This is a genomic window from Variovorax sp. dw_308 (genome assembly GCF_019207085.1).
Lineage (GTDB): Bacteria > Pseudomonadota > Gammaproteobacteria > Burkholderiales > Burkholderiaceae_C > Variovorax.
In genome coordinates, this window is record NZ_JAATOM010000001.1 from 95,244 (window position 1) to 118,663 (window position 23,420).

The following is a 23,420-nucleotide window of genomic DNA, read 5'->3' on the forward strand; positions in this document are numbered from 1 at the left end:
TTTGCAGCTTGACCTCGCCAAGAATCGGGTGGCGGTACCCCGGCTTGCCGCAACGACGCCAAGGCGTCAAATTCAGCAAAGCCAAAGATTATAGCGCGAAACCCCCGGCGATGCTGGGCGCTCGCAGGCCTCGTGCCTTCCGCGGGCCCGCGAATTTGCCGGAAACACCGCAGAACTATGCCGGGCTGCTGGTATTGCCCACGATAGGGGTGGGAGACGCGTAGCGAAGTGACGCGCAGTCCTGGCGGGGCGCGCAATTACTCTTGTTCGAGAAAGCGTTGCGCGTCCAGCGCCGCCATGCAGCCCGTGCCGGCACTCGTGATGGCCTGGCGGTAGATGTTGTCCTGCACGTCGCCCGCCGCAAACACGCCGGGCACGCTGGTCATCGTGGCAAAGCCCTGCAGTCCGGAACGCGTCACGATGTAGCCACCTTTCATGTCGAGTTGGCCTTCGAAGATGTCGGTGTTCGGATGGTGGCCGATCGCGATGAAGCAGCCCTTGAGGTCGATGTCCTCGGTGGCGCCGCTCAGCGTGCTCTTCACGCGGATGCCGGTCACGCCGGAGGCATCACCCAGCACCTCGTCGAGGGTGTTGTGCACCTTGAGCTCGATCTTGCCCTCGGCGACTTTCTCGTTGAGTTTGTCGACCAGGATCGGCTCGGCCTTGAACTTGTCGCGGCGGTGGACCAGCGTGACCTTGCTCGCGATGTTGGAGAGGTAGAGCGCTTCCTCGACGGCGGTGTTGCCACCACCGACCACGCAGACTTCCTGTTCGCGGTAGAAGAAGCCGTCGCAGGTGGCGCAACCCGAAACGCCTCGGCCCATGAACGTCTCTTCCGAGGGCAGGCCCAGGTACTTGGCGGACGCGCCGGTGGCGATGATGAGCGCGTCGCAGGTGTAGGTGCCGCTATCGCCGGTCAGGGTGAACGGGCGCTTGCTGAAATCGACCTTGTTGATGTGGTCGAACACCACCTGCGTCTTGAAGCGCTCCGCATGTTCCAGGAAGCGCTGCATGAGTTCCGGGCCTTGCACGCCGTGCACGTCGGCGGGCCAGTTGTCGACCTCGGTGGTGGTCATGAGTTGTCCGCCCTGTGCGATGCCCGTGATCAGCATGGGCTGCAGGTTGGCGCGGGCCGCGTAGACGGCCGCTGTGTAGCCGGCAGGGCCGGAGCCAAGGATCAGGACCTTGGCGTGTTGAGTGGAAGACATGATAGAAAGCCTATGAATTACACGGTCTTAGCGTGTACATTTTGGGGTGATAAACAAAAGTACCACCGTTCGGACTCACCGCGCGGGATGGTGTTTTCAATGCGCGCGATTGTATGAATCCATGGAATTGGGGATGCGACGCGGGCCTACGGGGGTTAATGAATGTCGATGCTTTCGAATCTTGAATTGTTGAGGCGAGTGCCGCTTTTCGCCGCGCTCACGCCCACGCAATCGGCAAGCATTGCGGATGCGATCATCAAGAAGCGCTTCAAGCGTGCCGAGGTGGTAGTGGAGCAGGGCAAGAAATCCGATGCGCTCTACATCATCCTTACCGGCAGGGCACGGGTCATGAGCACCGACAGCCGTGGCCGTGAAGTGATCCTGGCCACCTTGCACCCGGGCGACTATATCGGCGAAATGAGCCTGATCGACGACGAGCCCCATTCCGCGACCGTGCGCACTGAAGTGCAAACCGACGTGCTCACGCTGGGACGTGAGGCCTTCTCGCGTTGCCTCCCGGAAAACGCCTCGATGTCATACAACATCATGCGCGGCCTGGTCGGGCGGCTGCGCCATGCGGACCGCAAGATCGAATCCCTGGCGCTGATGGACGTCTACGGCCGTGTCGCCCGCTCCTTGCTGGAGTTCGCAGTCGACGACGGTGCCGGCAACCTGAAGGTGCGCGACAAGATCTCGCGCCAGGACTTGGCCAAGATGGTCGGCGCGTCGCGCGAGATGGTCAGCCGCGTCATGAAGGATCTGGAAGAGCGGGGCTTCGTCCAGACACAGCCAGATGGCTCGATGATCGTCAAGGACCGTCTCTCTTCGCTCACCTGATGGTGTTGCGGGCGCCGGACTGACAACGCAGCCGCGCCAGTTTCCGTTATCGTCATGGGTTGCTGCCTGCGTGCTGGTGCGGCGCAGGCGCTCTCTACTGCATGACCTATTCGTTGAACACACTCCACTCTTCGTCGGCGGCCGACAGCCAGCCGGTTCGCCTGCGCGCCATGCGCTTCGCGCAAGAAATCAGCCTGATCGCCGGCTTTGCCGTCCTGCTGTTCTGGTTGCTGTCGATGTTCAGCTACACCTCGTCCGATGCGGCCTGGTCCACATCGGGCACGGGTGGCGACATCAAGAACTGGGGCGGCCGCTTCGGCGCGTGGCTGGCCGACGGCAGCTATTTCCTTGCGGGCTTCACCATCTGGTGGTGCTTTGCCGCCGGGGTACGCGTCTGGCTTTCGTCGCTGGCCTCCTGGCTGCGCGGCGGCGAGGCGGGGGCGCCCGATGCACCGCCGCCGGGGCGTTTCAATCGCAGCCGCATCGCCTTCTGGGTGGGCTTGGTGCTCCTGCTGGCGGCCAGCGCGGTGCTCGAATGGTCGCGCCTGTACTCGCAGGAATTCCGGCTGCCGGGCGGCCACGGCGGTGGCGTGCTGGGCACCGTACTGGGGCCGTTCTTCGTCAAGTGGGTCGGCTTCACGGGTTCGGCGCTGATCGCGATCGCCGTGCTCGTGATCGGCACGGCGCTCGTGTTCCGCTTCTCGTGGAGCCAGTTGGCCGAACGCATCGGCGCGAGGGTCTACTCACTCTTTGAATCGCGCCGCGAAAAGCGCGAGATTGCCGAAGACATCGCACTGGGCAAGAAGGCCGTGCGCGAGCGGCGCGAACTGACGTCCGACGAGCGCGCGCTACAACCCGATGGCGTGGAAGCGCCCGACGAGGAATTGCGGATCGAGCCGAGACCGAAGCGCCGGGCGGCGTCGCCACCGGTGAAGATCGAGCCGGCCGTAGCCGACGTCCCCAAGAGCGATCGCGTGGCCAAGGAGCGCCAGAAGCCCCTGTTTCGCGAACTGCCTGACAGCAAGCTGCCGCAGGTCGATCTGCTCGACGCGGCGCTGGTGCGCCAGGAGACTGTCTCGGCCGACACGCTGGAGATGACCTCGCGCATGATCGAGAAGAAGTTGAAGGACTTTGGCGTGGAGGTGCGCGTCGTGCTGGCCTCGCCGGGGCCGGTGATCACGCGCTACGAAATCGAACCGGCGACGGGCGTAAAAGGTTCGCAGATCGTCGGGTTGGCGAAGGACCTGGCGCGATCGCTGTCGCTGATCTCGATCCGTGTGGTCGAGACGATTCCGGGCAAGAACTACATGGCGCTCGAATTGCCGAACGCCAAGCGCCAGTCGATCAAGCTCAGCGAGATCCTGGGCTCACAGATCTACAACGACGGCAAGTCCTTCCTGACCATGGGTCTGGGCAAGGACATCATCGGCAATCCGGTGGTGGCCGACCTGGCCAAGATGCCGCACGTGCTGGTGGCCGGTACCACCGGTTCGGGCAAGTCGGTGGGTATCAACGCGATGATCCTGAGCCTGCTCTACAAGGCTGAGGCGCGCGACGTGCGCCTGCTGATGATCGACCCGAAGATGCTTGAAATGTCGGTCTACGAAGGCATTCCGCATCTGCTCGCGCCCGTGGTGACCGACATGCGGCAGGCAGCGCACGGCCTGAACTGGTGCGTGGCCGAGATGGAGCGCCGCTACAAGCTCATGAGCAAGCTGGGCGTGCGCAATCTTGCAGGCTACAACACCAAGATCGACGAGGCCAAGGCGCGCGAGGAGTTCGTCTACAACCCGTTCAGCCTGACACCCGAATCGCCGGAGCCACTGCAGCGCGAGCCGCACATCGTGGTGGTCATCGACGAACTCGCCGACCTGATGATGGTGGTCGGCAAGAAGATCGAGGAGTTGATCGCCCGCCTGGCGCAGAAGGCGCGTGCGGCCGGCATCCACTTGATCCTGGCGACGCAACGTCCCAGCGTGGACGTGATCACCGGCCTGATCAAGGCCAACATCCCGACGCGTATCGCGTTCCAGGTGTCGAGCAAGATCGACTCGCGCACCATCCTCGACCAGATGGGTGCCGAGGCCCTGCTGGGCATGGGTGACATGCTTTACATGCCGAGTGGTACGGGCTTGCCAATTCGCGTGCATGGTGCGTTCGTGAGCGACGAGGAAGTGCACCGCGTGGTGGCCTACCTGAAGTCGCAGGGTGAGCCGGACTACATCGATGGCGTGCTGGAAGGCGGAACCGTCGATGGCGAGGACGGTTTCATGGGCGAGGGCGGCGGCGATGCGGAGAAGGACCCGATGTACGACCAGGCGGTCGAGGTCGTGCTCAAGAACCGCAAGGCCAGCATTTCGCTGGTGCAGCGCCACCTGAAGATCGGCTACAACCGCGCCGCGCGCCTGGTCGAGGACATGGAAAAGGCCGGCTTGGTGAGCGCGATGAGCGGCGCCGGCCAGCGCGAGATCCTGGTGCCGGCGCGCGCCGAGTGATCGCCGATTGATCGCCGAGTTGGCGAACAGGAAAGTCGAATGAAGAAACAGTTGGCAGTGGCGTTGGGCTGGATGTTGGCGGCAGGCGCCGCGTGGGCCGGCGGCATGGAAAGCCTCGAAGCGTTCGTGAAGGGCGTGAAGTCCGGCCGCGCCGAGTTCACGCAGACCGTGACTTCACCGTCCAAGGACGGCGCGGCCCCGCGCAGCAAGACCTCGACCGGGACTTTCGAATTCCAGCGTCCCGGCAAATTCAAGTTCGATTACCAGAAGCCCTTTGCGCAATTGATCGTGGCCGATGGCAAGACGCTGTGGCTCTACGACGCCGACTTGAACCAGGTGACGCAGCGGGCGCAGGCCCAGGCGCTGGGTTCGACACCCGCGGCCGTGATCGCGGCTGCACCGGACCTTCGCGCATTGCAGGCGGACTTCATGCTCGAAGGCGCGCCTGCACATGACGGGCTTGAATGGGTCAAGGCCACGCCAAAGAACAAGGATGGCCAGTTGCAGAGCGTGATCGTCGGTTTCGATGGGCAAAGCCTCTCGGCGCTGGAGATCCTTGACAGCTTCGGTCAGCGCTCGGTGCTGAAGTTCAGCAAGGTCGAAGTCAATCCGGCATTGAGCGCCGACACCTTCAACTTCAAGGTGCCCAAAGGCGCGGACGTGCTGAAGCAGTAGTCCGCGCTATCGGTCTCACACGACTTCGCAATCAAACGCACAACTGCGCTGGATCGCCTTGCCGTGCTACAGCACTGTCTGCGGCGCTGCGCCTTGTTCTGCGCTTGATCGCGAAGTTGTATCAGCCGCCTTCCTCGCGCGGCACCTTCTCGAAGTAGCGTTCGCGCACGTAGCGCGAGATGAAGGTGCTGAGGCCGCGACCTCTTCGCGCCAGCGCCTGCATCTGTTCCACTGTGGCGCGACCCGTGCTCGCATCCGTGTAGATGTAGACATCGCCATCGGTGAAGCGGACCGCGATCGCACCCGGCGCGCATTCGTACGCGACGACGCCGGAAGTTCCTTCGAGGTTCTTGTAGCGCGGCATCGCAAAATGATCCCATGGCCGTCAATTCCAGAGCCGCTGCTGCGGCATCGCATCAACCTCTCGCCGAGCGCCTGCGCCCGAAAACCCTGGGCGCGGTGATCGGCCAGCAGCATCTGCTCGGCCCGGGCATGTCGCTGCGCATTGCATTCGAGTCGGGGCAACCGCATTCCTGCATCCTCTGGGGGCCGCCGGGCACCGGCAAGACCACGATCGCCCGGCTCATGGCCGATGCCTTCGACGCCCAATTCCTCAGCATCAGCGCGGTGCTCGGCGGCGTGAAGGACATTCGCGAGGCCGTCGAGCGCGCCGTTGCCGCCCGCGACGGACTGGAGCAGCAACGCACCATCGTCTTCGTCGACGAAGTACACCGTTTCAACAAGAGCCAGCAGGATGCCTTCCTGCCGCATGTGGAGTCGGGGCTGTTCACCTTCATCGGCGCGACGACGGAGAACCCGTCCTTCGAGGTGAATTCGGCGCTGCTCTCGCGTGCCGCTGTCTACGTGCTGCAGCCGCTCAACGACAACGACCTGAAGCAGATCATTGCGCGGGCGCAGCAGATCAATGCGGTGCCGGGCATCGACGACACGGCGATCGATCGGCTCGTGGCCTACGCCGACGGTGATGCGCGGCGCCTGCTCAACACGCTCGAAACCCTGGCTGTGGCGGCGTCCGCCGAGAAGATGGCGCAGATCAGCGATGAATGGCTCTTGCGCGTGCTCGGCGAGCGCATGCGCCGCTATGACAAGGGTGGCGAGCAGTTCTACGACACCATCAGCGCGCTGCACAAGTCGGTGCGCGGCAGCGACCCGGATGCATCGCTGTACTGGTTCGTGCGCATGCTCGATGGCGGTGCGGATCCGCGCTACATGGCGCGCCGGCTCGTGCGCATGGCGAGCGAGGACATCGGGCTGGCCGATCCGCGAGCGCTGCGGCTGGCGCTGGATGCCGCCGAGGTCTATGAGCGACTTGGCACGCCGGAAGGCGAACTGGCGCTGGCCGAATGCGTCATCTATCTCGCGATGGCGCCCAAGTCGAATGCGGTCTACAAGGCCTACAACGCGGTGCGCGCGTTGATCAAGCAAGACACCACACGGCCGGTGCCCATGCACCTGCGCAATGCGCCGACCAAGCTCATGAAGCAGCTCGACTACGGCAAGGGATACCGCTATGCCCATGACGAGGAGGGCGGTTTCGCGGCCGGTGAGCGCTACCTGCCCGAGGGATTGCAAGGCCAGCGTTTCTACGAGCCCGTCGAGCGCGGGCTTGAGATTCGGATTGGCGAGAAGCTGCGCGAATTGCGCCGTCTCAACGACGGCCAGGCTGATTGAAAGCTGACCGGATGGCCGTCTTCCAGCGCCGCGCGCAGATTGCGAAGTAAATCCCGACCAAGGTGCAGGGACATCCGCGGGTAAGCGCGCACCGATTCGGGGAATGAGCGTGACTAAAATCCCGCCCACTCCGTCGCCAACTCATTAGGCTGGCTGACTTTTTGCTAGTCGTGCATGGCACCTGATCGGTGCAGCGCAATACGAGCGGCGCTGACAACAGGCGCTTTAAAAAAGGGATTCTTTATGGAAATATTGCTGCAGCAGATCATCAACGGTCTGGTTCTCGGCAGCATGTACGCCTTGATAGCCCTGGGCTATACGATGGTGTACGGCATCATCAACCTCATCAATTTCGCCCACGGCGAAGTGCTGATGGTTGGTGCGTTGACGAGTTGGACGATCATTGGCCTGATCCGAGACGCCACGCCCGGAATGCCGGGTTGGCTGATCTTGCTCATCGCGCTGATCATTGCCTGCGTGGTCGCCGCCACGCTCAACTTCGTGATCGAAAAGGTGGCCTACCGGCCGCTGCGCAACAGCCCCAAGCTGGCGCCGCTGATCACGGCCATCGGCATGTCGATCCTGCTGCAGACGATCGCGATGATCGTCTGGCGGCCGACCAACAAGGCCTACCCGACCTTGCTGCCGAGCGACCCGATCATCATCGGCGGCGCCTCGATATCGCCGACGCAGATCATGATCCTGGTGCTCACCGCGATCTCGCTGGCGATCCTGACCTGGCTGGTCAACTACACCAAGCTGGGCCGCGCGATGCGCGCCACTGCCGAGAACCCCCGCGTGGCATCGCTGATGGGCATCCGGCCCGACATGGTGATCTCCGCGACCTTCATCATCGGCGCCGTGCTGGCTGCGCTCGCCGGCGTGATGTATGCGTCCAACTACGGCATTGCGCAGCATGCCATGGGCTTCGGCCCCGGCCTCAAGGCCTTCACGGCCGCGGTGTTCGGCGGCATCGGCAACCTCGCCGGTGCGGTGGTGGGCGGCATCCTGCTCGGCCTCATCGAAGCCATCGGCGCCGGCTATCTCGGTACCGTCACCGGCGGCGTGCTGGGCAGCCAGCACAGCGACATCTTTGCCTTTGTCATCCTGATCCTGACGCTCACCGTGCGGCCTGCTGGCCTGCTTGGCGAACGTGTGGCGGACCGCGCATAAGGAGCCGCCATCATGAAAAACAAGAACTTCATCTGGTTCCTGGTCGCTGGGCTCGGCCTGCTGATCCTGCCTTTGCTGCTGCAGACGCAGGGCAATGCCTGGGTCCGCATCGTCGACATCGCGCTGCTGTACGTGTTGCTGTCGCTGGGCCTCAACATCGTGGTGGGCTATGCCGGCCTGCTCGACCTGGGGTACGTGGCCTTCTTCGCCATCGGTGCCTACATGTACGCGCTGCTGGCTTCGCCGCACCTGACCGATACCTTCCCGGCCATCAAGGCCATGTTCCCTGGCGGGTTGCACGTCTCGTTGTTTGCCGTGATACCGATGGCGCTGGTGCTGGCCGCCTTGTTCGGGGTGCTGCTCGGTGCGCCGACCTTGCGCCTGCGCGGCGACTACCTGGCCATCGTGACGCTCGGCTTCGGTGAAATCATCCGTGTGTTCCTGAACACGCTGGACAATCCAGTCAATGTGACCAACGGTCCCAAGGGCATCGACGCGATCGATCCGGTGGGCATCCTGGGCTTCAGCTTCGGCAAGCCGCACAAGCTGTTCGGCGACTTCTCGATCTCGTCGGTGTCGCTCTACTACTACCTGTTCCTGATCCTCGTGATCTTCACGGTGATCATCTCGCATCGCCTGCAATTGTCGCGCGTGGGCCGCGCCTGGATGGCGATTCGCGAGGATGAAATCGCAGCCAAGGCGATGGGTATCAACACGCGCAACATGAAGTTGCTGGCCTTCGGCATGGGCGCGAGCTTTGGCGGCGTGTCGGGTGCGATGTTCGCGTCGTTCCAGAACTTCGTCTCGCCGGAGTCCTTCAGCCTGATGGAGTCGGTGATGATCGTCGCGATGGTCGTGCTTGGCGGCATCGGGCACTTGCCGGGCGTGATCCTGGGCGCCGTGCTGCTGTCGGCCCTGCCGGAAGTACTGCGCTACGTGGCGGGACCGTTGCAGCAAATGACCGGCGGGCGGCTCGATTCGTCGATCCTGCGGCAGCTGTTCATCGCGCTGGCGATGATCGTGATCATGCTGGTCCGCCCGCGCGGCCTCTGGCCCTCGCCGGAGCATGGCAAGGTGCGCAAGAACGGCAATGGCGGCGGCGGCGCGGCCCCACCACCGGCCCATCACCACGCCGGCGTGATCCTGGACGCACCCGCCGACGAGGTGCCGGGCGAACCCGGCCGTCCGATGTCGATCAACCCTTGAGCGGCACGAGAAAACACTTATGACAGACACCATCCTCGATGTCCGCGGCATCTCCAAGCGCTTCGGCGGCCTGCAGGCGCTTTCGGACGTCGGCATCACCATCAAGCGCGGCCAGGTGTATGGCCTGATCGGGCCGAACGGCGCCGGCAAGACCACCTTCTTCAACGTCATCACCGGGCTCTACACGCCCGACAGCGGCACCTTCGAACTGGCCGGCAAGCCCTACCGTCCGACGGCGGTGCACGAGGTTGCCAAGGCTGGCATCGCGCGCACGTTCCAGAACATCCGCCTCTTCCAGGACATGACGGCGCTCGAGAACGTCATGGTCGGGCGCCACATCCGCACGCATTCGGGTGTGGTCGGCGCGATCCTGCGCACGGGTGCGTTCAAGGCCGAGGAGGCCGCGATCAAGAAGCGCGCGCAGGAACTGCTCGACTATGTGGGCGTGGGCAAGTACGCCGACTTCAAGGCGCGCACGCTGAGCTACGGCGACCAGCGCCGCCTCGAGATTGCGCGCGCGCTGGCCACCGACCCGCAGCTCATCGCGCTGGACGAGCCGGCCGCGGGCATGAACCAGACCGAGAAGCTGCAGCTGCGCGAATTGATCAGCCGCATCCGCGCCGACAACCGCACGGTGCTGATCATCGAGCACGACGTGAAGCTCGTCATGGGCCTGTGCGACCGCCTCACGGTGCTCGACTACGGCAAGCAGATTGCAGAAGGCGTACCCGCCGACGTGCAGAAGAATGAAAAGGTGATCGAGGCTTACCTCGGCACCGGAGGGCATTGAGATGACGACCGCAGAAATGACAGCGCCGACGGCCACCCCCGCTCGCAGCACCGGCAAGGTACTGCTGCAGGTCAAGGGCCTGAAGGTGGCCTATGGCGGGATCCAGGCCGTCAAGGGCGTGGATTTCGAAGTGCGCGAAGGAGAGCTGGTCTCGTTGATCGGCTCCAACGGCGCCGGCAAGACGACCACCATGAAGGCCGTCACCGGCACGCAGCCTGCCGTGGCCGGCGAGATCGAATTCCTCGGCCGCAGCATCAAGGGCCGTGGCGCGTGGGACCTGGTGGGCGAAGGCCTGGTCATGGTGCCGGAAGGCCGTGGCGTGTTCACGCGCATGACGATCACCGAGAACCTGCAGATCGGCGCCTACCTGCGCAGCGACAAGGCGGCCATTGCCGAGGACATGGAGCAGGTCTTCGTGACCTTCCCGCGCCTGCGTGAACGCAAGGATCAACTGTCGGGCACGATGTCCGGCGGCGAGCAGCAGATGCTGGCCATGGGCCGCGCGCTGATGGCGCGACCCAAGGTCCTGCTGCTGGACGAGCCGACCATGGGCCTGTCGCCGATCATGTGCGACAAGATCTTCGAGGTGGTGCAGACGGTGGCGGCGCAGGGCGTGACCATCATGCTGGTGGAACAGAACGCGAACCGCGCCTTGCAACTGGCCGACTGGGGCTATGTGATGGAGTCGGGCGTGATCTCGATGAACGGCAACGCGCGGGTCATGCTGACCGACCCCAAGGTTCGCGCGGCGTACCTCGGGGAATAGAGGCTCGTCACCAGGTTCTGCGGCACTTCGTGCCGCTCCTCACGCCTTCTGGTCAGTCGACTTGGGCGCCGGTGGCCTTGACGACCTTTTCGTACTTGCCGAGTTCGCTCTTCATGAAAGCGCCGAACTGTTCAGGCGTGGTGGGCACCGGCTCTGCCAGCAGGACTGCGAAACGGGTCTTGGTCTCCGGCGCGTTGAGTGCGGCCACGAAGGCCTGATTCAGCTTCATGACCACCTCGCGTGGCGTGCCCGCGGGTGCGACCAGGCCCCACCAGGTGTCGATCGAAAATCCCTTGAGCGTGTCGGCCATGGGCGGCACGTCCGGCAGCGCGGCGTTGCGCTGCACGGTGGTCACGGCAATCGCCTTCAGCTTGCCGGATCGGATGTTCGGCGCGGCGGTGGCGAGGTTGTCGAAGTTGAAATCCACCTGGCCCGACAGCAGCGCAAGCTGCGCCGGATTGCCGCCGTTGTACGGGATGTGCAGCGCGAAGATGCCGGCTTCCTTCTTGAACATTTCGCCTGCCAGGTGGCCGGCGCTGCCGTTGCCGCCGCTGCCGTAGTTGAGCTTGCCGGGATTCTTCTTCGCGTAGGCGATCAGCTCGGGCAGGTTGTGGATGTTCAGGCGCTCGGCTGTTTGCGCGTTCATCACGAGCACATTGGGCACGCGGACCATCTGCGTGATGGGCGCGAAGTCGGTCGCCGCGTTGAACGGCATCTTCTTGTAGAGCCACGGATTGACTGCGTTGGTGGCGGTGGCCGCAATGCCGATCGTCAATCCGTCCGGCGCCGCCTTGGCAACCATGTCGGCCCCGATGTTGCCGCCCGCGCCCGGCTTGTTGTCGATGATCACCGTGCCCAGCGAATCGTGCACGCGCTCCGCGAGCGCACGCGCCGTGACGTCGATGGGACCACCCGCCGCGTAAGGGACGATCAGCCGTATCGGCTTCTGCTGCGCCAAGGCGTGCCCGCCGCCGAGCAAAGCGAAGGCGGCAAATGTCGAAAGAAGAATCTGTCTGGTTTTCATAAGCGGCGGCAGAAGTGGCGAAGAAACCGTAGCGAGCGACCCGAGGTCGCGTCGAGGAGCGGAACCGCACTCACGTACGGTGAGCACCGCAGGCGCGAGATCGGGTCGCGCAGTAGGTTTATTCACCACTTCTAGGGGAGGGCCTTGTCGGCTTCGGTGGTAAATGCGTCGGCAAAGAACTCTTCCTCAGGCAAGCCGGCCTCTGCCACATAGTCATGCTTGGCCGAATCCACCACGATGGGTGCGCCGCATGCGTAGACCTGATAGCCCGAGAGATCCTTGATGTCTTCCAGCACGGCGCGGTGGACGAAGCCGGTGCGGCCGGTCCAGTTGTCCTCGGGCACGGCATTGGACACCACCGGCACATAGCGCAGGTTCGGCAACTCGGCCAGATGGTCGCGCACCCAGTCGTCCATGTAGAGGTCTTCGGGGCGGCGGCCGCCCCAGTAGAGCGTGGCCGGCCGATCGACGCCCTTGAACTTCATGTGCTCGAGCAGCGCCTTGATCGGCGCGAAGCCAGTGCCGGAGGCCAGCAGCACGATCGGCTTGGGGGAATCCTCGCGCAGGAAGAAGCTGCCGTAGGGCCCCTCGATGCGGAGGATCTCCTTCTCCTTCATGGCGCCGAAGACGTGGTCGGTGAACTTGCCACCGGGCAGGTGGCGGATATGCAGTTCGAGCCCGGTTCCGGGCGTGGCCAGGGTGTGCGGTGCGTTGGCCATCGAGTAGCTGCGGCGCGCGCCATCGCGCAAGATGAACTCGACGTACTGCCCCGCATGGAACTGAAGCGGCTCGCCGGCCGGCAACTGAAGTCGCAGCAGCACCACGTCGTGCGATTTCTTCTGCAGGGCCAAGACGCGGGCCGGCATCTTGCGGATCGGATGCGCGCCGGCCTCGGTGACCTGGCGGGACTCCAGCACGACGTCGGTCTTCGCGTGGGCGCGGCAGGTCAGGATGTAGCCCTTGAGCTCTTCCTCGGCGCTCAGAGCCTTGCTCTGGTGCGCGTCGAGGGTGACCTCGCCCGAAAGCTTCTTGCATTTGCACGAGCCACAGGCGCCGTCCTTGCAGCCATAAGGCAAGCCCACGCCGAGGCGTATCGCGGCCGAAAGGATCGTTTCGTCGCTGTGTGCCGTGAAGTGGCGACCGCTGGGCTCGACGGTGATGTGAAAGCCCGCCTCGTGCGGGGCTGCGCTCGTCATTGGGTATTCTCGGAATCGCGAAAAGGAACCGGATTTTGCCCTCAAACCAGAGCCCCCTCGGCGCGCTGCCAGCGCGCTTCCGCCGCGAACGTGTCTTGATCGTCGGTTGCGGCGATGTCGGATTGCGCGCCGCGCGTGAAATGAGAGGACGTTTGCAGGTGATGGCGCTGACTTCCTCGCCTGCCAGGTTGCAGCTGTTGCGCGATGCCGGCGTGAGGCCGATCACGGGCGACCTCGACGCGCCTGACACGCTGCGACGCCTGGCGGGCATCGCTACGCGCGTGCTGCATCTCGCGCCACCCGTGCGGGAAGGCGCGCCCTGGTGGCGCGATGCGCGTACCACCGCGCTCGTGCGTGCACTGGCGGTGCGCTCCTTGCCCGCGGCGCTGGTCTACGGTTCGACCAGCGGTGTCTATGGCGATTGCGGCGGCGCGCGCGTGACCGAGGCGCGGGCGGTGAGGCCCGGGACCCCGCGTGCGCACCGTCGCGTCGATGCCGAACGCGCCGTGCGCTGGTTCGGACGCCTGGGTCCCGCTGTGCGCGTGCTGCGCATTCCCGGCATCTATGCGCCCGACCGTGAAGGCGGCACGCCGCGCGAACGACTGAAGAAGGGCACGCCGGTGTTGCGGCGCGAGGACGATGTCTTCACGAACCATGTTCACGCCGACGATCTCGCGCGGGCCTGTGTCGCGGCGCTGTGGCGCGGCGGTCCGCAGCGTGTCTTCCATGTGAGCGACGACAGCGACATCCGGATGGGCGATTACGTCGACCTGGCGGCCGACCTCTACGGCATGGCGCGCCCGCCGCGGATTTCGCGCGACGACGCGCAGAAGCAGTTGCCGGGGCAATTGCTGAGTTTCATGGGCGAATCGCGGCGGCTGGACAACACGCGCATGAAGCGCGAACTGCGCGTGCGACTGCGCTATCCGACAGTGGAAAGCGGGTTGCGAAGCGGGGGAGCGTCTGGATGAGTTGCCAGCGGACCGCTTGGGATCGGCTGGTGCCCGGGGCCGGAATCGAACCGGCACACCTTTCGGTGGGGGATTTTGAGTCCCCTGCGTCTACCAATTTCACCACCCGGGCATCGGGAGAAGTGCAGCCCGAAATTATGGCACAGTGACTCCCCATGAATTACCCGACGATTGAAGACGCGATCGGCAAGACGCCGCTGGTTGCATTGCGGCGCATCGATGCCGCCGAGAACGACAAACGCGGCAACGTGATCCTTGGCAAGCTCGAAGGCAACAACCCCGCCGGCTCGGTGAAGGACCGGCCCGCGTTGTCGATGATCAAGCGCGCCGAGGAGCGTGGCGAGATCAAGCCTGGCGACACGCTGATCGAGGCGACCTCGGGCAACACCGGCATCGCGCTCGCGATGGCCGCGGCCATCAAGGGCTATCGCATGGTGCTGATCATGCCGGAGGACCTCTCCGTGGAACGTGCGCAGACCATGAAGGCCTTCGGCGCCGAACTCATCCTCACGCCCAAGAGCGGCGGCATGGAGTACGCCCGAGACCTGGCCGACCGCATGGTGGTGCAGGGCAAGGGCAGGGTGCTCGACCAGTTCGCCAACCCCGACAACCCGCGCATCCACTACGAAACCACCGGCCCCGAGATCTGGGAAGACACCGGCGGGCGCATCACGCACTTCGTGAGCGCGATGGGTACGACGGGCACCATCACCGGCGTCTCGCGCTTCCTGAAGGAAAAGAATCCGTCCATCCAGATCGTCGGCGCGCAACCCGACGAGGGCTCGCGCATCCCGGGCATCCGCAAGTGGCCGGAGGCCTACCTGCCGAAGATCTACGACCCGAGCCGTGTCGACCAGGTCGTCAACGTGAGCCAGGACAGCGCCGAGGAGATGTGCCGGCGCCTGGCGCGCGAAGAGGGCATCTTTGGCGGCATCTCCGCCGCCGGGGCGCTCTGGGTCGCATTGGAGATTGCAAAGACGGTGCAAAACGCGACGATCGTGTTTGTCGTCTGCGACCGGGGCGACCGCTATCTTTCCACCGGCGTCTTTCCAGCCTGAACACCATGCCCGATCCCAAGTTCTGCCCCGCCTGCGCCACGCCACTCGAATGGATCGCGCTCCATGAAGATGGCGGACCGAAGTCACGCCTGCGTTGCCCGGCCTGTGGCCACACGCACTGGAACAACCCGACCCCGGTGCTGGCGGCGATCATCGAGTACCGGGGCCAGGTGCTGCTGGCGCGCAATGCCGCATGGCCGCACAAGATGTACGCGTTGATCACCGGCTTCATGGAGGCCGGCGAAACCCCGCAGGAAGGCATCGCGCGCGAGATCAAGGAGGAAACCAACCTCGATACGAGCGAACTCAACCTGGTCGGGGTCTACGACTTCCAGCGCATGAACCAGATCATCATCGCCTACCACGCGGTAGCGGACGGCGAAGTGAGCCTGTCGCCGGAACTGGTCGACTACCGGCTCTACGACCTGCCGGACCTTCGCTGCTGGCCGGCCGGCACCGGCTATGCGCTGGCGGACTGGCTGCGCACCCGCGGCCATGAACCGACCTTCGTGGAATGGCCGAGGCCTGCGAATCCCGCTGCGGCTGCATAGGTCGTTCGGCGTGCCGCGGCATGCCTCGCGACACAGCGAACAGCGCCGACAAAACCTAGAATCCAGGTCTGATCAAGGATTCGCATGCACATCCACAAAGAGCTCGACACCCGCGGCCTCAACTGCCCCCTGCCGATCCTCAAGGCCAAGAAGGCGCTCAACGAACTCACGAGCGGCCAGTTGCTGAGGGTCGTTTCGACCGACGCCGGCTCGGTGCGCGACTTCCAGGCGTTTTCCCGCCAGACCGGCAATGACCTGGTGGAGCAGCAGACGCAGGGCGACGATTTCATTCACGTGTTGCGAAGGCGCTGAGTCCGTCCGCTCAACCCGCGGGCCTTCGCCGGTCAGCATGGGTTAAGACTGCCTGGGGAGGCTTGTGAGGTGATTGCAAGGCTGATATTGATCGCGCTGGTGACGAGCATGGTGGGCTTGCTCGCGGGCGCCGTACTGTGGCCGGATAACCTGCCTGACGATGCACGCCATCGGCCGATCACGTCGGCGATGCCCTTGGCGGTGATCGGCGATTCGGGGAGTCATTCCTACCAGGACCAGATCACCTTTCCGCCAGGTGGCGGCCTGCGCGACGCCGCACTGCGCGAGCGCACCTTCCAGTGGACCGAGGTGCTTGCGCGCATGCGCGGATCGGAAATCGACCTGGGTCCGTGGGTGCGCTGGGGGCGCAACGGCATTGCCGCCTGGTTGCGGGACGAGATGGGCCTGGGGGGCGGGCGCGCACCGAGGAAGGAAGACTATCTCTACAACTTTGCCAACACCGGCGCGGCTTGCAAGAACATCATGGGCGACCGCCTCGGGCAGCGTTATCGGCAGGTTCCGCGGCTGGTGGCGCTGATGGATCGGGAGCCCGAGCGCTGGCGCCGGGGTGCCGTGGTGATCAACGTCGGCGCCAACGACTGGAACCGGCTGCTGGATCTCCAGGCGAGCGATCCCGCCGCACCCGAGCTTCGTGCAACCATCGATTACTGCAGCGGACAGATCGAGCGGGCGGTCGACACGATTCTGGCCTCGCATCCGGACACGCGCATCCTGGTGGTGGGCGCCGCCAGTGACGCCGATGATCCCGGCACCTTCGACAAGTACCGCAGCGCCGCGGCGAGGGACAACATCGGCAAAGCCTTGAAAAACTTCGACGACGCATTGCGCGGCATTGCGACACGCCATCCGGCCAGGGTCGCCTATGTCGATTTCGGCACCTGGTTCAGGCGGCTCTGGGGTGAACGCGGGCCCGGGGGCGAGCCTGCCTATCGCACGGTCGCGATCGGCCCCCTGCAAATCTCCAACACCGCGGGCGATGGACCCGAGAACGCGTGGCTCGGCGACGGGCATGCCGGCACCGCGATGAACACCTTGTGGGCGCAGCACCTTGTCGAGCGCCTGCGCGAACTGACCGGCGCGCAGCTGACGCCGATCAGCGACGAGGAAGTCATCGAGTTCCTCACGCATTGAGGCGGTGGTCGCCGGGCCGTGTCGCCCAGCTCGTTTCAGTCAGAGCGCCAGGCTCTTGAGGTAGGCGCGGAATTCGCTGCCGACCTCGGGGTGGGCCAGGGCCAGTTCGACGGTGGCTTGCAGGAAGCCTTCCTTGCTGCCGCAGTCGTAGCGCGTGCCTTGGTAGGCGTAGGCGTAGACCGATTCCTTCCTCAGCAGCGAAGCGATGCCGTCGGTCAACTGGATCTCGCCGCCGGCGCCGGTGGGCTGGTTGCGGATTTCGTCGAACACGGCCGGTGTGAGGATGTAGCGGCCGGCCACGCCAAGGCGCGAAGGCGCATCCTCGGGCTTGGGCTTCTCGACCATGCGCGTGATCTTGGTCAGGCCGGCTTCGACGGCGTCGCCGGCCACGATGCCGTAGCGGCGGACCTGGTCGAGCGGCACTTCCTGCACCGCGAGCAAGGAACTTTGCAGCCTTGCGAAAGCGCGCGTCATCTGCGCGAGAACCGGCTCGCCGCCCGACGGGCCGACCATCAGGTCATCGGCCAGCAACACGGCGAAGGGCTCGTTGCCGACCAGGTGCTCGGCGCAGAGCACCGCGTGGCCCAGGCCCAGCATGCGCGGCTGGCGCACGTAGGAGCAGGTCATGTCGTCGGGCATGACCGAGCGCGCAATGTTCAACAGCTCGAACTTCTTGCTGGCCTCGAGCTGGCTTTCAAGCTCGTAGGCGGTGTCGTAGTGGTCTTCGATGGCGCGCTTGTTGCGGCCGGTCACGAAGATCATGTCCCGGATGCCTGCGGCATAGGCCTCCTCGACGGCGTACTGGATCAGCGGCTTGTCGACCACCGGCAGCATTTCCTTGGGCTGGGCCTTGGTGGCGGGCAGGAAGCGGGTGCCGAAGCCAGCGACCGGGAATACGGCTTTGCGAATGGTGGAGGGTGAAGACATGAGGTGTTTGAATGAAGAAGAAAGGTGCACAAGCGGCAAGAGCTGGATATTAGTGGCCTTGCGGCGTGGAACCTGTCAGCCAAGGTGCTTAGCCCGCTCGGACATGTGAACAAAGTCGGAGGAGAGCCATCAGGCGAGACATCGCCGAATTGCGGCACGTGGAAGCGCCTGCGCGTTCCTGAATGCACGCGTATTCCTCCCCGCCATCTTCCCGTTCCCGGGCCTGGCACTGGGCGCGCTGCTGCGAGCGCGCCCGTTCATCCCAACCGGGCGAGCTGGTCCTGCAGCCTGGCCAGCATGGCGCTGAAATCGGTCAGGCGCTTGCGCTCCTGCTCGATCACCGCCGGCGGGGCCTTGGCGACGAAGGCCTCGTTGCCGAGCTTGCCGTGCACCTTCGCGATCTCGCCTTCGATCCGCATCGTCTCCTTGCCGATGCGTGCCTTTTCCGCGCCCTTGTCGATCTCCATGTGCAGGCAGAAACGCACGTCGCCGGCGACCGCGACGGGTGCCGATTCGGCGGCCGCGGACCAGGCGGCCGCGTCTTCGAACAGCTTCACTTCCTTGAGCTTGGCCAGCGCCTGCAGCACCAGCGCGGTGTCGCGGATGAACTTGGCATCGGCTTCGCTATCGGCCACCGCGTAGAGCGGTAGGCGCGTGGCGGGCGAGACGTTCATTTCGCCACGCAGCGTGCGGCAGGCGTCCACCAGCTGCTTGAGCTTGGCGACGTGGGCCTCTGCGGCTTCGTCGATCTTCCCGGGTTGCGATTGCGGGTAGGCTGCAATCATGATCGACTCACCGCCGCGTCCGGCGACGGGCGCGACCTTCTGCCACAGCTCTTCCGTGATGAACGGGACGATCGGATGCGCGAGGCGCAGCAGCGCTTCAAGAACGCGAATGAGCGTGCGGCGCGTGGCGCGCTTCTGCGAATCGTCACCGTTCTGGATCTGCACCTTGGCGATCTCGAGATACCAGTCGCAGAACTCGTCCCAGGCGAACTGGTAGATGGCGGTCGAGACGTTGTCGAGACGGTATTCCTCGAAGCCCTTGGCGACGGTTGCCTCGACGCGTTGCAGCTGCGAGGTGATCCAGAAGTCGGCCTTGCTGAAGGTCAGGTAGCCGTGGGCCGGGCCGCCGACGGCGCATTCCTCTTTCGTGTGCTCCATCAGGCCGCAGTCCTGGCCTTCGCAGTTCATCAGCACGAAGCGCGTGGCGTTCCAGAGCTTGTTGCAGAAGTTGCGATAGCCCTCGCAGCGCTTCGGGTCGAAGTTGATGCTGCGGCCGAGCGAAGCCAGCGACGCGAAAGTGAAGCGCATCGCGTCGGCGCCGAAGGCCGGGATGCCCTCCGGGAACTCCTTCTGCGTGTTCTTGCGAACCTGCGGCGCGGTCTCCGGTCGGCGCAGGCCCTGGGTGCGCTTGTCGAGCAACTCGGGCAAGGCAATGCCATCGATCAGGTCGACCGGGTCGAGCACGTTGCCTTCGGACTTGCTCATCTTGTGACCGTGCGAATCCCGCACCACGCCGTGGATGTAGACGTCCCGGAAGGGCACGCGGCCGGTGAAATGCTTGGTCATCATGATCATCCTGGCCACCCAGAAGAAGATGATGTCGTAGCCCGTCACCAGCACGGACGAGGGCAGGTAGAGGTTGTAGTCGGCGGTCGACGAATCGCCGATGTCGTCGGGCCAGCCCATCGTCGAGAAGGGCACCAATGCCGACGAGTACCATGTGTCGAGTACGTCCTCGTCGCGCGTGAGCGTCTTGCCCGGCGCCTTGGCTTGTGCGTCGGCTTCGTTGCGCGCCACGTAGACCGCACCGTCTTCGTCGTACCAGGCGGGGATCTGGTGGCCCCACCAGAGCTGGCGGCTGATGCACCAGTCCTGGATGTTGTTCATCCACTGGTTGTAGGTGTTGACCCAGTTCTCGGGCACGAAGCGCACTTCGCCGGACTGCACGGCGTCGATCGCCTTCTGCGCAATGGATTGGCCCTTCGCGTCAGGCTTGCTCATTGCGACGAACCATTGGTCGGTGAGCATCGGCTCGATGACGGCGCCGGTGCGCGTGCAGCGCGGGACCATCAGCTTGTGCTTGACCGTGTCGACCAATGCGCCGATGGCTTCGAGGTCGGCCACGATGGCCTTGCGCGCGACGAAGCGGTCGAGGCCGCGGTACTTCTCGGGCGCGTTCTCGTTGACGGTGGCGTCCAGCGTGAGCACGCCGATCATCGGCAACTTGTGGCGCTGGCCGACGGCGTAGTCGTTGTTGTCGTGCGCGGGCGTGACCTTGACCACGCCGGTGCCGAAGGCCTTGTCGACGTATTCGTCGGCGATCACGGGGATGAGGCGGTCGACCAGCGGCAGCCTGACGTTCTTGCCGATGAGGTGCGTGTAGCGCTCGTCTTCGGGGTGGACCATCACGGCGGTGTCGCCGAGCATGGTTTCGGGGCGCGTGGTCGCGACCGTCAGCGAACCTGATCCGTCTTCCAGCGGGTAGGCGATGTGCCAGAGGAAGCCGTTCTCTTCCTCGCTCTCGACTTCCAGATCGCTCACAGCGGTCTTCAGCACCGGATCCCAGTTGACGAGGCGCTTGCCGCGGTAGATCAGGCCTTCTTCATAGAGCTTGACGAAGGTGTCGGTGACGACCTTCGACAGCTTGTCGTCCATCGTGAAGTACTCGCGGCTCCAGTCGACCGTGTCGCCGAGCCGGCGCATCTGGCCGGTGATGGTGTTGCCGGACTGTTCCTTCCACTCCCACACGCGCGCGACGAAGTTCTTGCGGCCGAGTTCGTGGCGGTCGAGCTTCTGTTCCTGCAGTTGGCGCTCGACCACGATCTGCGTGGCGATGCCGGCATGGTCGGTGCCGGGCACCCAGACCGTGTTGTCACCCTTCATGCGGTGGTAGCGCGTGAGGCTGTCCATGATCGTGTGGTTGAACGCGTGGCCCATGTGCAGCGTGCCGGTGACGTTCGGCGGCGGCAACTGGATGGCGAAGGCCGGGGCGCCTTCCTGTGGCGCCTGCGTGCCGCGGTAGCCGGCCTTGGCATAGCCGCGGCGCTCCCACTCCGGGCCCCAGTGCGCTTCGAGCGCGGCGGGTTCAAAGGACTTGGACAGGCTCTCGAGGCCAGGTTGAAGCAGGGTGTCGCTCATGGGGGTGCAGGGGGAACGCGAACGCTTCGCGTGGAAGTCGTTCGGGACAGTAGGAGAAGGGCCGCGATTTTATTCGACGCCGCCACGCAGCAGGCGCTCGGGGCCGCGCGCCTTCTGCGTGGCGCCTGCCAGCACGGGCGTGGCGCTCGTCCTGCCGTCGTTGTGCGAATTGATATTCGGCTGGTTTTCCGGAATTAATTGTCAATTGAGCGGGCACGGGGGCGCAAGTGGGAAGTTTCTGCATGGCGTTTGGGAATTGTCTTGCGAATTCCGTCGGAGCCTCCTACATCGTTTATCAAGTGAATGTTCTTTAATAGATGGGTTGGATGCGACAGCCTCATTGTATGGAGTCGCCCCCGCCATGGCTTGCTCAAGCGTTGGTTGCCATCCTTTCGAGAGCTGAATTGGAGCGTGAATTAATTGCTTGGAAAGAATTCACGATCAAGGCAGTGACAAAGGCAATTGATGAAAAGTTGACCGAATTGAATCAATTGAAACCGCCAATGACGGGTCAATTGTCAAGACGGTGCAAGACTTGAGGACTTAACAATATTTCGGGCAAAAACGCAGCACGCGTCGCTCGTCGGACCACAGAGTTGATTGAACATATGAACACCCAAAAGGCAAAATTTGGCGCCCCCGCACTCCGGCTGGGCAAGGCTGTCCTCAAGCGTCCGGCGCACGCCGCGTTGCTGTGCATTGCGCTGACCGGTTGCGCGGTCGCCCCGCAGCCCTTCGAGGTCAAGCAGAACAAGGACCGCGCCACCGACCTGATCCAGCGCGTCGCCGCCGACCAGGAGCCCGTCGCTGCCCCGATCGACCTGTACGAAGCCATGGCGCGCGCCCTCAAGTACAACCTCGACTCGCGCGTCGAACTCATGACCGTGGCGCTGAGCCAGCGCGAGCTCGACCTCAAGAGCTACGACATGCTGCCCAAGGCGGTGGTCTCGCTGGACTACGCCGGGCGCAACAACGATTCCGGCGGCATCAGCCGCTCGATCAGCACCGGGCGCACCTCGCTGGAGCCCTCGACCTCCTCGGACCGCAACGTGCTCGCCAGCGACCTGACGCTGAGCTGGGACGTGCTGGACTTCGGCCTGTCCTATGTGCGTGCCAAGCAGGCTGCCGATGAAGTCAACATCGCCGAAGAGCGCAAGCGCAAGGTCGCCAACCGCATCGTCGAGGACGTGCGCACCGCCTACTGGCGCGCTGTGTCTGCCGAGCGCCTGCTGGGCAAGATCAACGAACTCGAGGTCGTCACCAAGTCTGCCCTCGAACAAGCAGAGAAGCAGGAGAAGGCGGGTCTGTCCGCCCCGCTGGCGCCGCTGACCTACCAGCGCGAACTGCTGAGCATCCGCCGCGAGGCGCAGAACCTGGGGCGTGAGCTGAGCGTGGCCAAGCAGCAACTCGCAGCACTCATGAACCTGCCCCCGGACACGCAATTCAAGGTCGCCATGCCCACGCGCACCCTGCAGTGGAAGCCCTTCAGCCTCCCCGGCAAGGACATGCTGCAGACGGCCATCGAGAACCGTCCGGAACTGCGCGAAGTGGCCTACCAGCTGCGCAACAACGACCGTGAGGAGACGGCGGCCTACCTGCGTGCCTTGCCGAGCCTGCGCGTCTTCGCGGGCCTGGACGCCAGCAGCAACAGCTTCCTCTACAACGCCAACTGGCTGGGCTTCGGCGCACGAGCCAGCTGGAACCTGCTGAACGTGTTCAGCCTGCCGGCGGCGCAAGCCAAGGTGAAGGCGCAGGGCCAGTTGCTGGACCAGCGCGCACTCGCCCTGACGATGGCGGTGGGCACGCAGGTCGAGGTGGCGCGAGCGCGCTATGAATTCCGCATCCGCGAGCTCGACACGGCCAGCCGCTACTACGGCGTGCAGGAAAAGATCGAGAAGCAGATCGACGCGGGCTTCAAGGCCGACAAGCTCAGCCGCCAGACGTTGATCCGCGAGCAGATGAACACGCTCGTGTCGGAAGTGCGCTACGACATGGCCCTTGCAGACCTGCAGAACGCCTACGCCAACGTGTACTCGTCACTGGGCATCGACCCGGTGGACAAGGACATGAGCACCACGCAACCAGTCAACGAACTGGCCGGCAGGCTGCGCGGCATGTGGGCCAAGCGCCAGGACGCAGTGGCCACGGCCGCCTCGCCTTCGAAGTCCTGAGTCTGGCGCGCGTCGAGCGTCGCATCCCCAGACCACAGGCATCCACAGCGTCGGGCCCCCCGCCATCGGGACG

General features: G+C 64.5%; 20 protein-coding genes and 1 tRNA gene. 14 read left to right on the plus strand and 7 right to left on the minus strand.

What is annotated here, in order from left to right; translation table 11 throughout:
- Positions 1-257: 257 nt before the first annotated feature.
- Positions 258-1,208 (minus strand): thioredoxin-disulfide reductase, encoded by a 951-nt coding sequence (gene trxB / locus HCU76_RS00435; protein ID WP_213955001.1) that lies wholly within the window; start codon positions 1,206-1,208, stop codon positions 258-260.
- A 162-nt stretch (positions 1,209-1,370) separates the two neighbouring features.
- Here trxB and HCU76_RS00440 point away from each other — a divergent pair, with 162 nt between their 5' ends.
- The 3 genes from HCU76_RS00440 (at position 1,371) to lolA (ending at position 5,215) form a co-directional block, all read left to right on the plus strand.
- On the plus strand, positions 1,371-2,045 hold the full coding sequence (locus HCU76_RS00440; protein ID WP_213955000.1) for a Crp/Fnr family transcriptional regulator: 675 nt from the start codon (positions 1,371-1,373) through the stop codon (positions 2,043-2,045).
- Positions 2,046-2,146: 101 nt separating this feature from the next.
- Positions 2,147-4,540 carry a DNA translocase FtsK gene (locus tag HCU76_RS00445; protein WP_213954999.1) on the plus strand — a complete coding sequence of 798 codons (2,394 nt, stop codon included), beginning with the start codon at positions 2,147-2,149 and terminating at the stop codon, positions 4,538-4,540.
- A gap of 39 nt (positions 4,541-4,579) precedes the next feature.
- Entirely contained in the window at positions 4,580-5,215 is a 636-nt protein-coding gene (gene lolA, locus HCU76_RS00450) for an outer membrane lipoprotein chaperone LolA (RefSeq protein WP_213954998.1), read from the plus strand.
- A 121-nt stretch (positions 5,216-5,336) separates the two neighbouring features.
- On the opposite strand, the gene HCU76_RS00455 is transcribed toward lolA, so the two are convergent.
- Positions 5,337-5,579: a hypothetical protein gene (locus HCU76_RS00455; protein ID WP_213954997.1), complete on the minus strand. Its 243-nt coding sequence runs from the start codon at positions 5,577-5,579 to the stop codon at positions 5,337-5,339.
- 14 nt (positions 5,580-5,593) lie between these two features.
- Between HCU76_RS00455 and HCU76_RS00460 the strand changes: the two genes are divergently transcribed.
- The 5 genes from HCU76_RS00460 to HCU76_RS00480 all read left to right on the plus strand — a co-directional run bounded on the left by HCU76_RS00460 (position 5,594) and on the right by HCU76_RS00480 (position 10,842).
- Complete coding sequence (locus tag HCU76_RS00460; protein WP_213954996.1) at positions 5,594-6,907, plus strand: replication-associated recombination protein A; 1,314 nt, start codon at positions 5,594-5,596, stop codon at positions 6,905-6,907.
- A 243-nt stretch (positions 6,908-7,150) separates the two neighbouring features.
- Positions 7,151-8,080, plus strand: a complete 930-nt coding sequence (locus tag HCU76_RS00465; protein WP_213954995.1) for a branched-chain amino acid ABC transporter permease — start codon at positions 7,151-7,153, stop codon at positions 8,078-8,080.
- A 12-nt stretch (positions 8,081-8,092) separates the two neighbouring features.
- The gene (locus HCU76_RS00470) at positions 8,093-9,286 is read left to right on the plus strand and encodes a branched-chain amino acid ABC transporter permease (protein WP_213954994.1); all 1,194 of its coding nucleotides are present in this window, start codon (positions 8,093-8,095) and stop codon (positions 9,284-9,286) included.
- Between the two features lie 19 nt (positions 9,287-9,305).
- Positions 9,306-10,076, plus strand: coding sequence for an ABC transporter ATP-binding protein (locus HCU76_RS00475; RefSeq protein ID WP_213954993.1), 771 nt, complete (start codon positions 9,306-9,308; stop codon positions 10,074-10,076).
- A gap of 1 nt (position 10,077) precedes the next feature.
- Positions 10,078-10,842 carry an ABC transporter ATP-binding protein gene (locus HCU76_RS00480; protein ID WP_213954992.1) on the plus strand — a complete coding sequence of 255 codons (765 nt, stop codon included), beginning with the start codon at positions 10,078-10,080 and terminating at the stop codon, positions 10,840-10,842.
- Between the two features lie 52 nt (positions 10,843-10,894).
- Here HCU76_RS00480 and HCU76_RS00485 read toward each other — a convergent pair whose 3' ends face one another.
- The gene (locus tag HCU76_RS00485; protein ID WP_213954991.1) at positions 10,895-11,866 is read right to left on the minus strand and encodes a tripartite tricarboxylate transporter substrate binding protein; all 972 of its coding nucleotides are present in this window, start codon (positions 11,864-11,866) and stop codon (positions 10,895-10,897) included.
- A gap of 131 nt (positions 11,867-11,997) precedes the next feature.
- Positions 11,998-13,062: a CDP-6-deoxy-delta-3,4-glucoseen reductase gene (locus tag HCU76_RS00490; RefSeq protein ID WP_213954990.1), complete on the minus strand. Its 1,065-nt coding sequence runs from the start codon at positions 13,060-13,062 to the stop codon at positions 11,998-12,000.
- Positions 13,063-13,097: 35 nt separating this feature from the next.
- On the opposite strand from HCU76_RS00490, the gene HCU76_RS00495 reads away from it, so the two are divergent.
- Complete coding sequence (locus HCU76_RS00495; protein WP_213954989.1) at positions 13,098-14,033, plus strand: SDR family oxidoreductase; 936 nt, start codon at positions 13,098-13,100, stop codon at positions 14,031-14,033.
- A gap of 27 nt (positions 14,034-14,060) precedes the next feature.
- Here the strand turns inward: HCU76_RS00495 and HCU76_RS00500 are convergent.
- Positions 14,061-14,145 (minus strand) — tRNA-Leu (locus HCU76_RS00500).
- 43 nt (positions 14,146-14,188) lie between these two features.
- On the opposite strand from HCU76_RS00500, the gene cysM reads away from it, so the two are divergent.
- The 4 genes from cysM to HCU76_RS00520 all read left to right on the plus strand — a co-directional run bounded on the left by cysM (position 14,189) and on the right by HCU76_RS00520 (position 17,106).
- Positions 14,189-15,091, plus strand: coding sequence for a cysteine synthase CysM (gene cysM / locus HCU76_RS00505; RefSeq protein ID WP_213954988.1), 903 nt, complete (start codon positions 14,189-14,191; stop codon positions 15,089-15,091).
- A 5-nt stretch (positions 15,092-15,096) separates the two neighbouring features.
- A complete protein-coding gene (locus HCU76_RS00510) occupies positions 15,097-15,642 on the plus strand; it encodes an NUDIX domain-containing protein (protein ID WP_213954987.1) in 546 nt (181 codons plus the stop codon).
- Between the two features lie 84 nt (positions 15,643-15,726).
- A complete protein-coding gene (locus tag HCU76_RS00515; RefSeq protein WP_213954986.1) occupies positions 15,727-15,954 on the plus strand; it encodes a sulfurtransferase TusA family protein in 228 nt (75 codons plus the stop codon).
- A 69-nt stretch (positions 15,955-16,023) separates the two neighbouring features.
- Complete coding sequence (locus HCU76_RS00520; RefSeq protein ID WP_213954985.1) at positions 16,024-17,106, plus strand: SGNH/GDSL hydrolase family protein; 1,083 nt, start codon at positions 16,024-16,026, stop codon at positions 17,104-17,106.
- A 39-nt stretch (positions 17,107-17,145) separates the two neighbouring features.
- Here HCU76_RS00520 and galU read toward each other — a convergent pair whose 3' ends face one another.
- The gene (gene galU / locus HCU76_RS00525; protein ID WP_213954984.1) at positions 17,146-18,033 is read right to left on the minus strand and encodes a UTP--glucose-1-phosphate uridylyltransferase GalU; all 888 of its coding nucleotides are present in this window, start codon (positions 18,031-18,033) and stop codon (positions 17,146-17,148) included.
- A 257-nt stretch (positions 18,034-18,290) separates the two neighbouring features.
- On the minus strand, positions 18,291-21,176 hold the full coding sequence (locus HCU76_RS00530) for a valine--tRNA ligase (protein ID WP_218508147.1): 2,886 nt from the start codon (positions 21,174-21,176) through the stop codon (positions 18,291-18,293).
- A gap of 608 nt (positions 21,177-21,784) precedes the next feature.
- Between HCU76_RS00530 and HCU76_RS00535 the strand changes: the two genes are divergently transcribed.
- A complete protein-coding gene (locus tag HCU76_RS00535) occupies positions 21,785-23,347 on the plus strand; it encodes a TolC family protein (RefSeq protein ID WP_218508148.1) in 1,563 nt (520 codons plus the stop codon).
- Positions 23,348-23,420: the final 73 nt, after the last annotated feature.

Coding starts and splice junctions, on each gene's coding strand:
- HCU76_RS00445 (WP_213954999.1), top strand. CDS start 2,147: ATGACCTATTCGTTGAACACACTCCACTCTTCGTCGGCGGCCGACAGC.
- HCU76_RS00475 (WP_213954993.1), top strand. CDS start 9,306: ATGACAGACACCATCCTCGATGTCCGCGGCATCTCCAAGCGCTTCGGC.
- galU (WP_213954984.1), bottom strand. CDS start 18,033: ATGTCTTCACCCTCCACCATTCGCAAAGCCGTATTCCCGGTCGCTGGC.
- trxB (WP_213955001.1), bottom strand. CDS start 1,208: ATGTCTTCCACTCAACACGCCAAGGTCCTGATCCTTGGCTCCGGCCCT.
- HCU76_RS00530 (WP_218508147.1), bottom strand. CDS start 21,176: ATGAGCGACACCCTGCTTCAACCTGGCCTCGAGAGCCTGTCCAAGTCC.
- HCU76_RS00440 (WP_213955000.1), top strand. CDS start 1,371: ATGTCGATGCTTTCGAATCTTGAATTGTTGAGGCGAGTGCCGCTTTTC.
- lolA (WP_213954998.1), top strand. CDS start 4,580: ATGAAGAAACAGTTGGCAGTGGCGTTGGGCTGGATGTTGGCGGCAGGC.
- HCU76_RS00515 (WP_213954986.1), top strand. CDS start 15,727: ATGCACATCCACAAAGAGCTCGACACCCGCGGCCTCAACTGCCCCCTG.
- HCU76_RS00510 (WP_213954987.1), top strand. CDS start 15,097: ATGCCCGATCCCAAGTTCTGCCCCGCCTGCGCCACGCCACTCGAATGG.
- HCU76_RS00460 (WP_213954996.1), top strand. CDS start 5,594: ATGGCCGTCAATTCCAGAGCCGCTGCTGCGGCATCGCATCAACCTCTC.
- HCU76_RS00535 (WP_218508148.1), top strand. CDS start 21,785: ATGAACACCCAAAAGGCAAAATTTGGCGCCCCCGCACTCCGGCTGGGC.
- cysM (WP_213954988.1), top strand. CDS start 14,189: ATGAATTACCCGACGATTGAAGACGCGATCGGCAAGACGCCGCTGGTT.
- HCU76_RS00490 (WP_213954990.1), bottom strand. CDS start 13,062: ATGACGAGCGCAGCCCCGCACGAGGCGGGCTTTCACATCACCGTCGAG.
- HCU76_RS00455 (WP_213954997.1), bottom strand. CDS start 5,579: ATGCCGCGCTACAAGAACCTCGAAGGAACTTCCGGCGTCGTCGCGTAC.
- HCU76_RS00480 (WP_213954992.1), top strand. CDS start 10,078: ATGACGACCGCAGAAATGACAGCGCCGACGGCCACCCCCGCTCGCAGC.
- HCU76_RS00465 (WP_213954995.1), top strand. CDS start 7,151: ATGGAAATATTGCTGCAGCAGATCATCAACGGTCTGGTTCTCGGCAGC.
- HCU76_RS00485 (WP_213954991.1), bottom strand. CDS start 11,866: ATGAAAACCAGACAGATTCTTCTTTCGACATTTGCCGCCTTCGCTTTG.
- HCU76_RS00470 (WP_213954994.1), top strand. CDS start 8,093: ATGAAAAACAAGAACTTCATCTGGTTCCTGGTCGCTGGGCTCGGCCTG.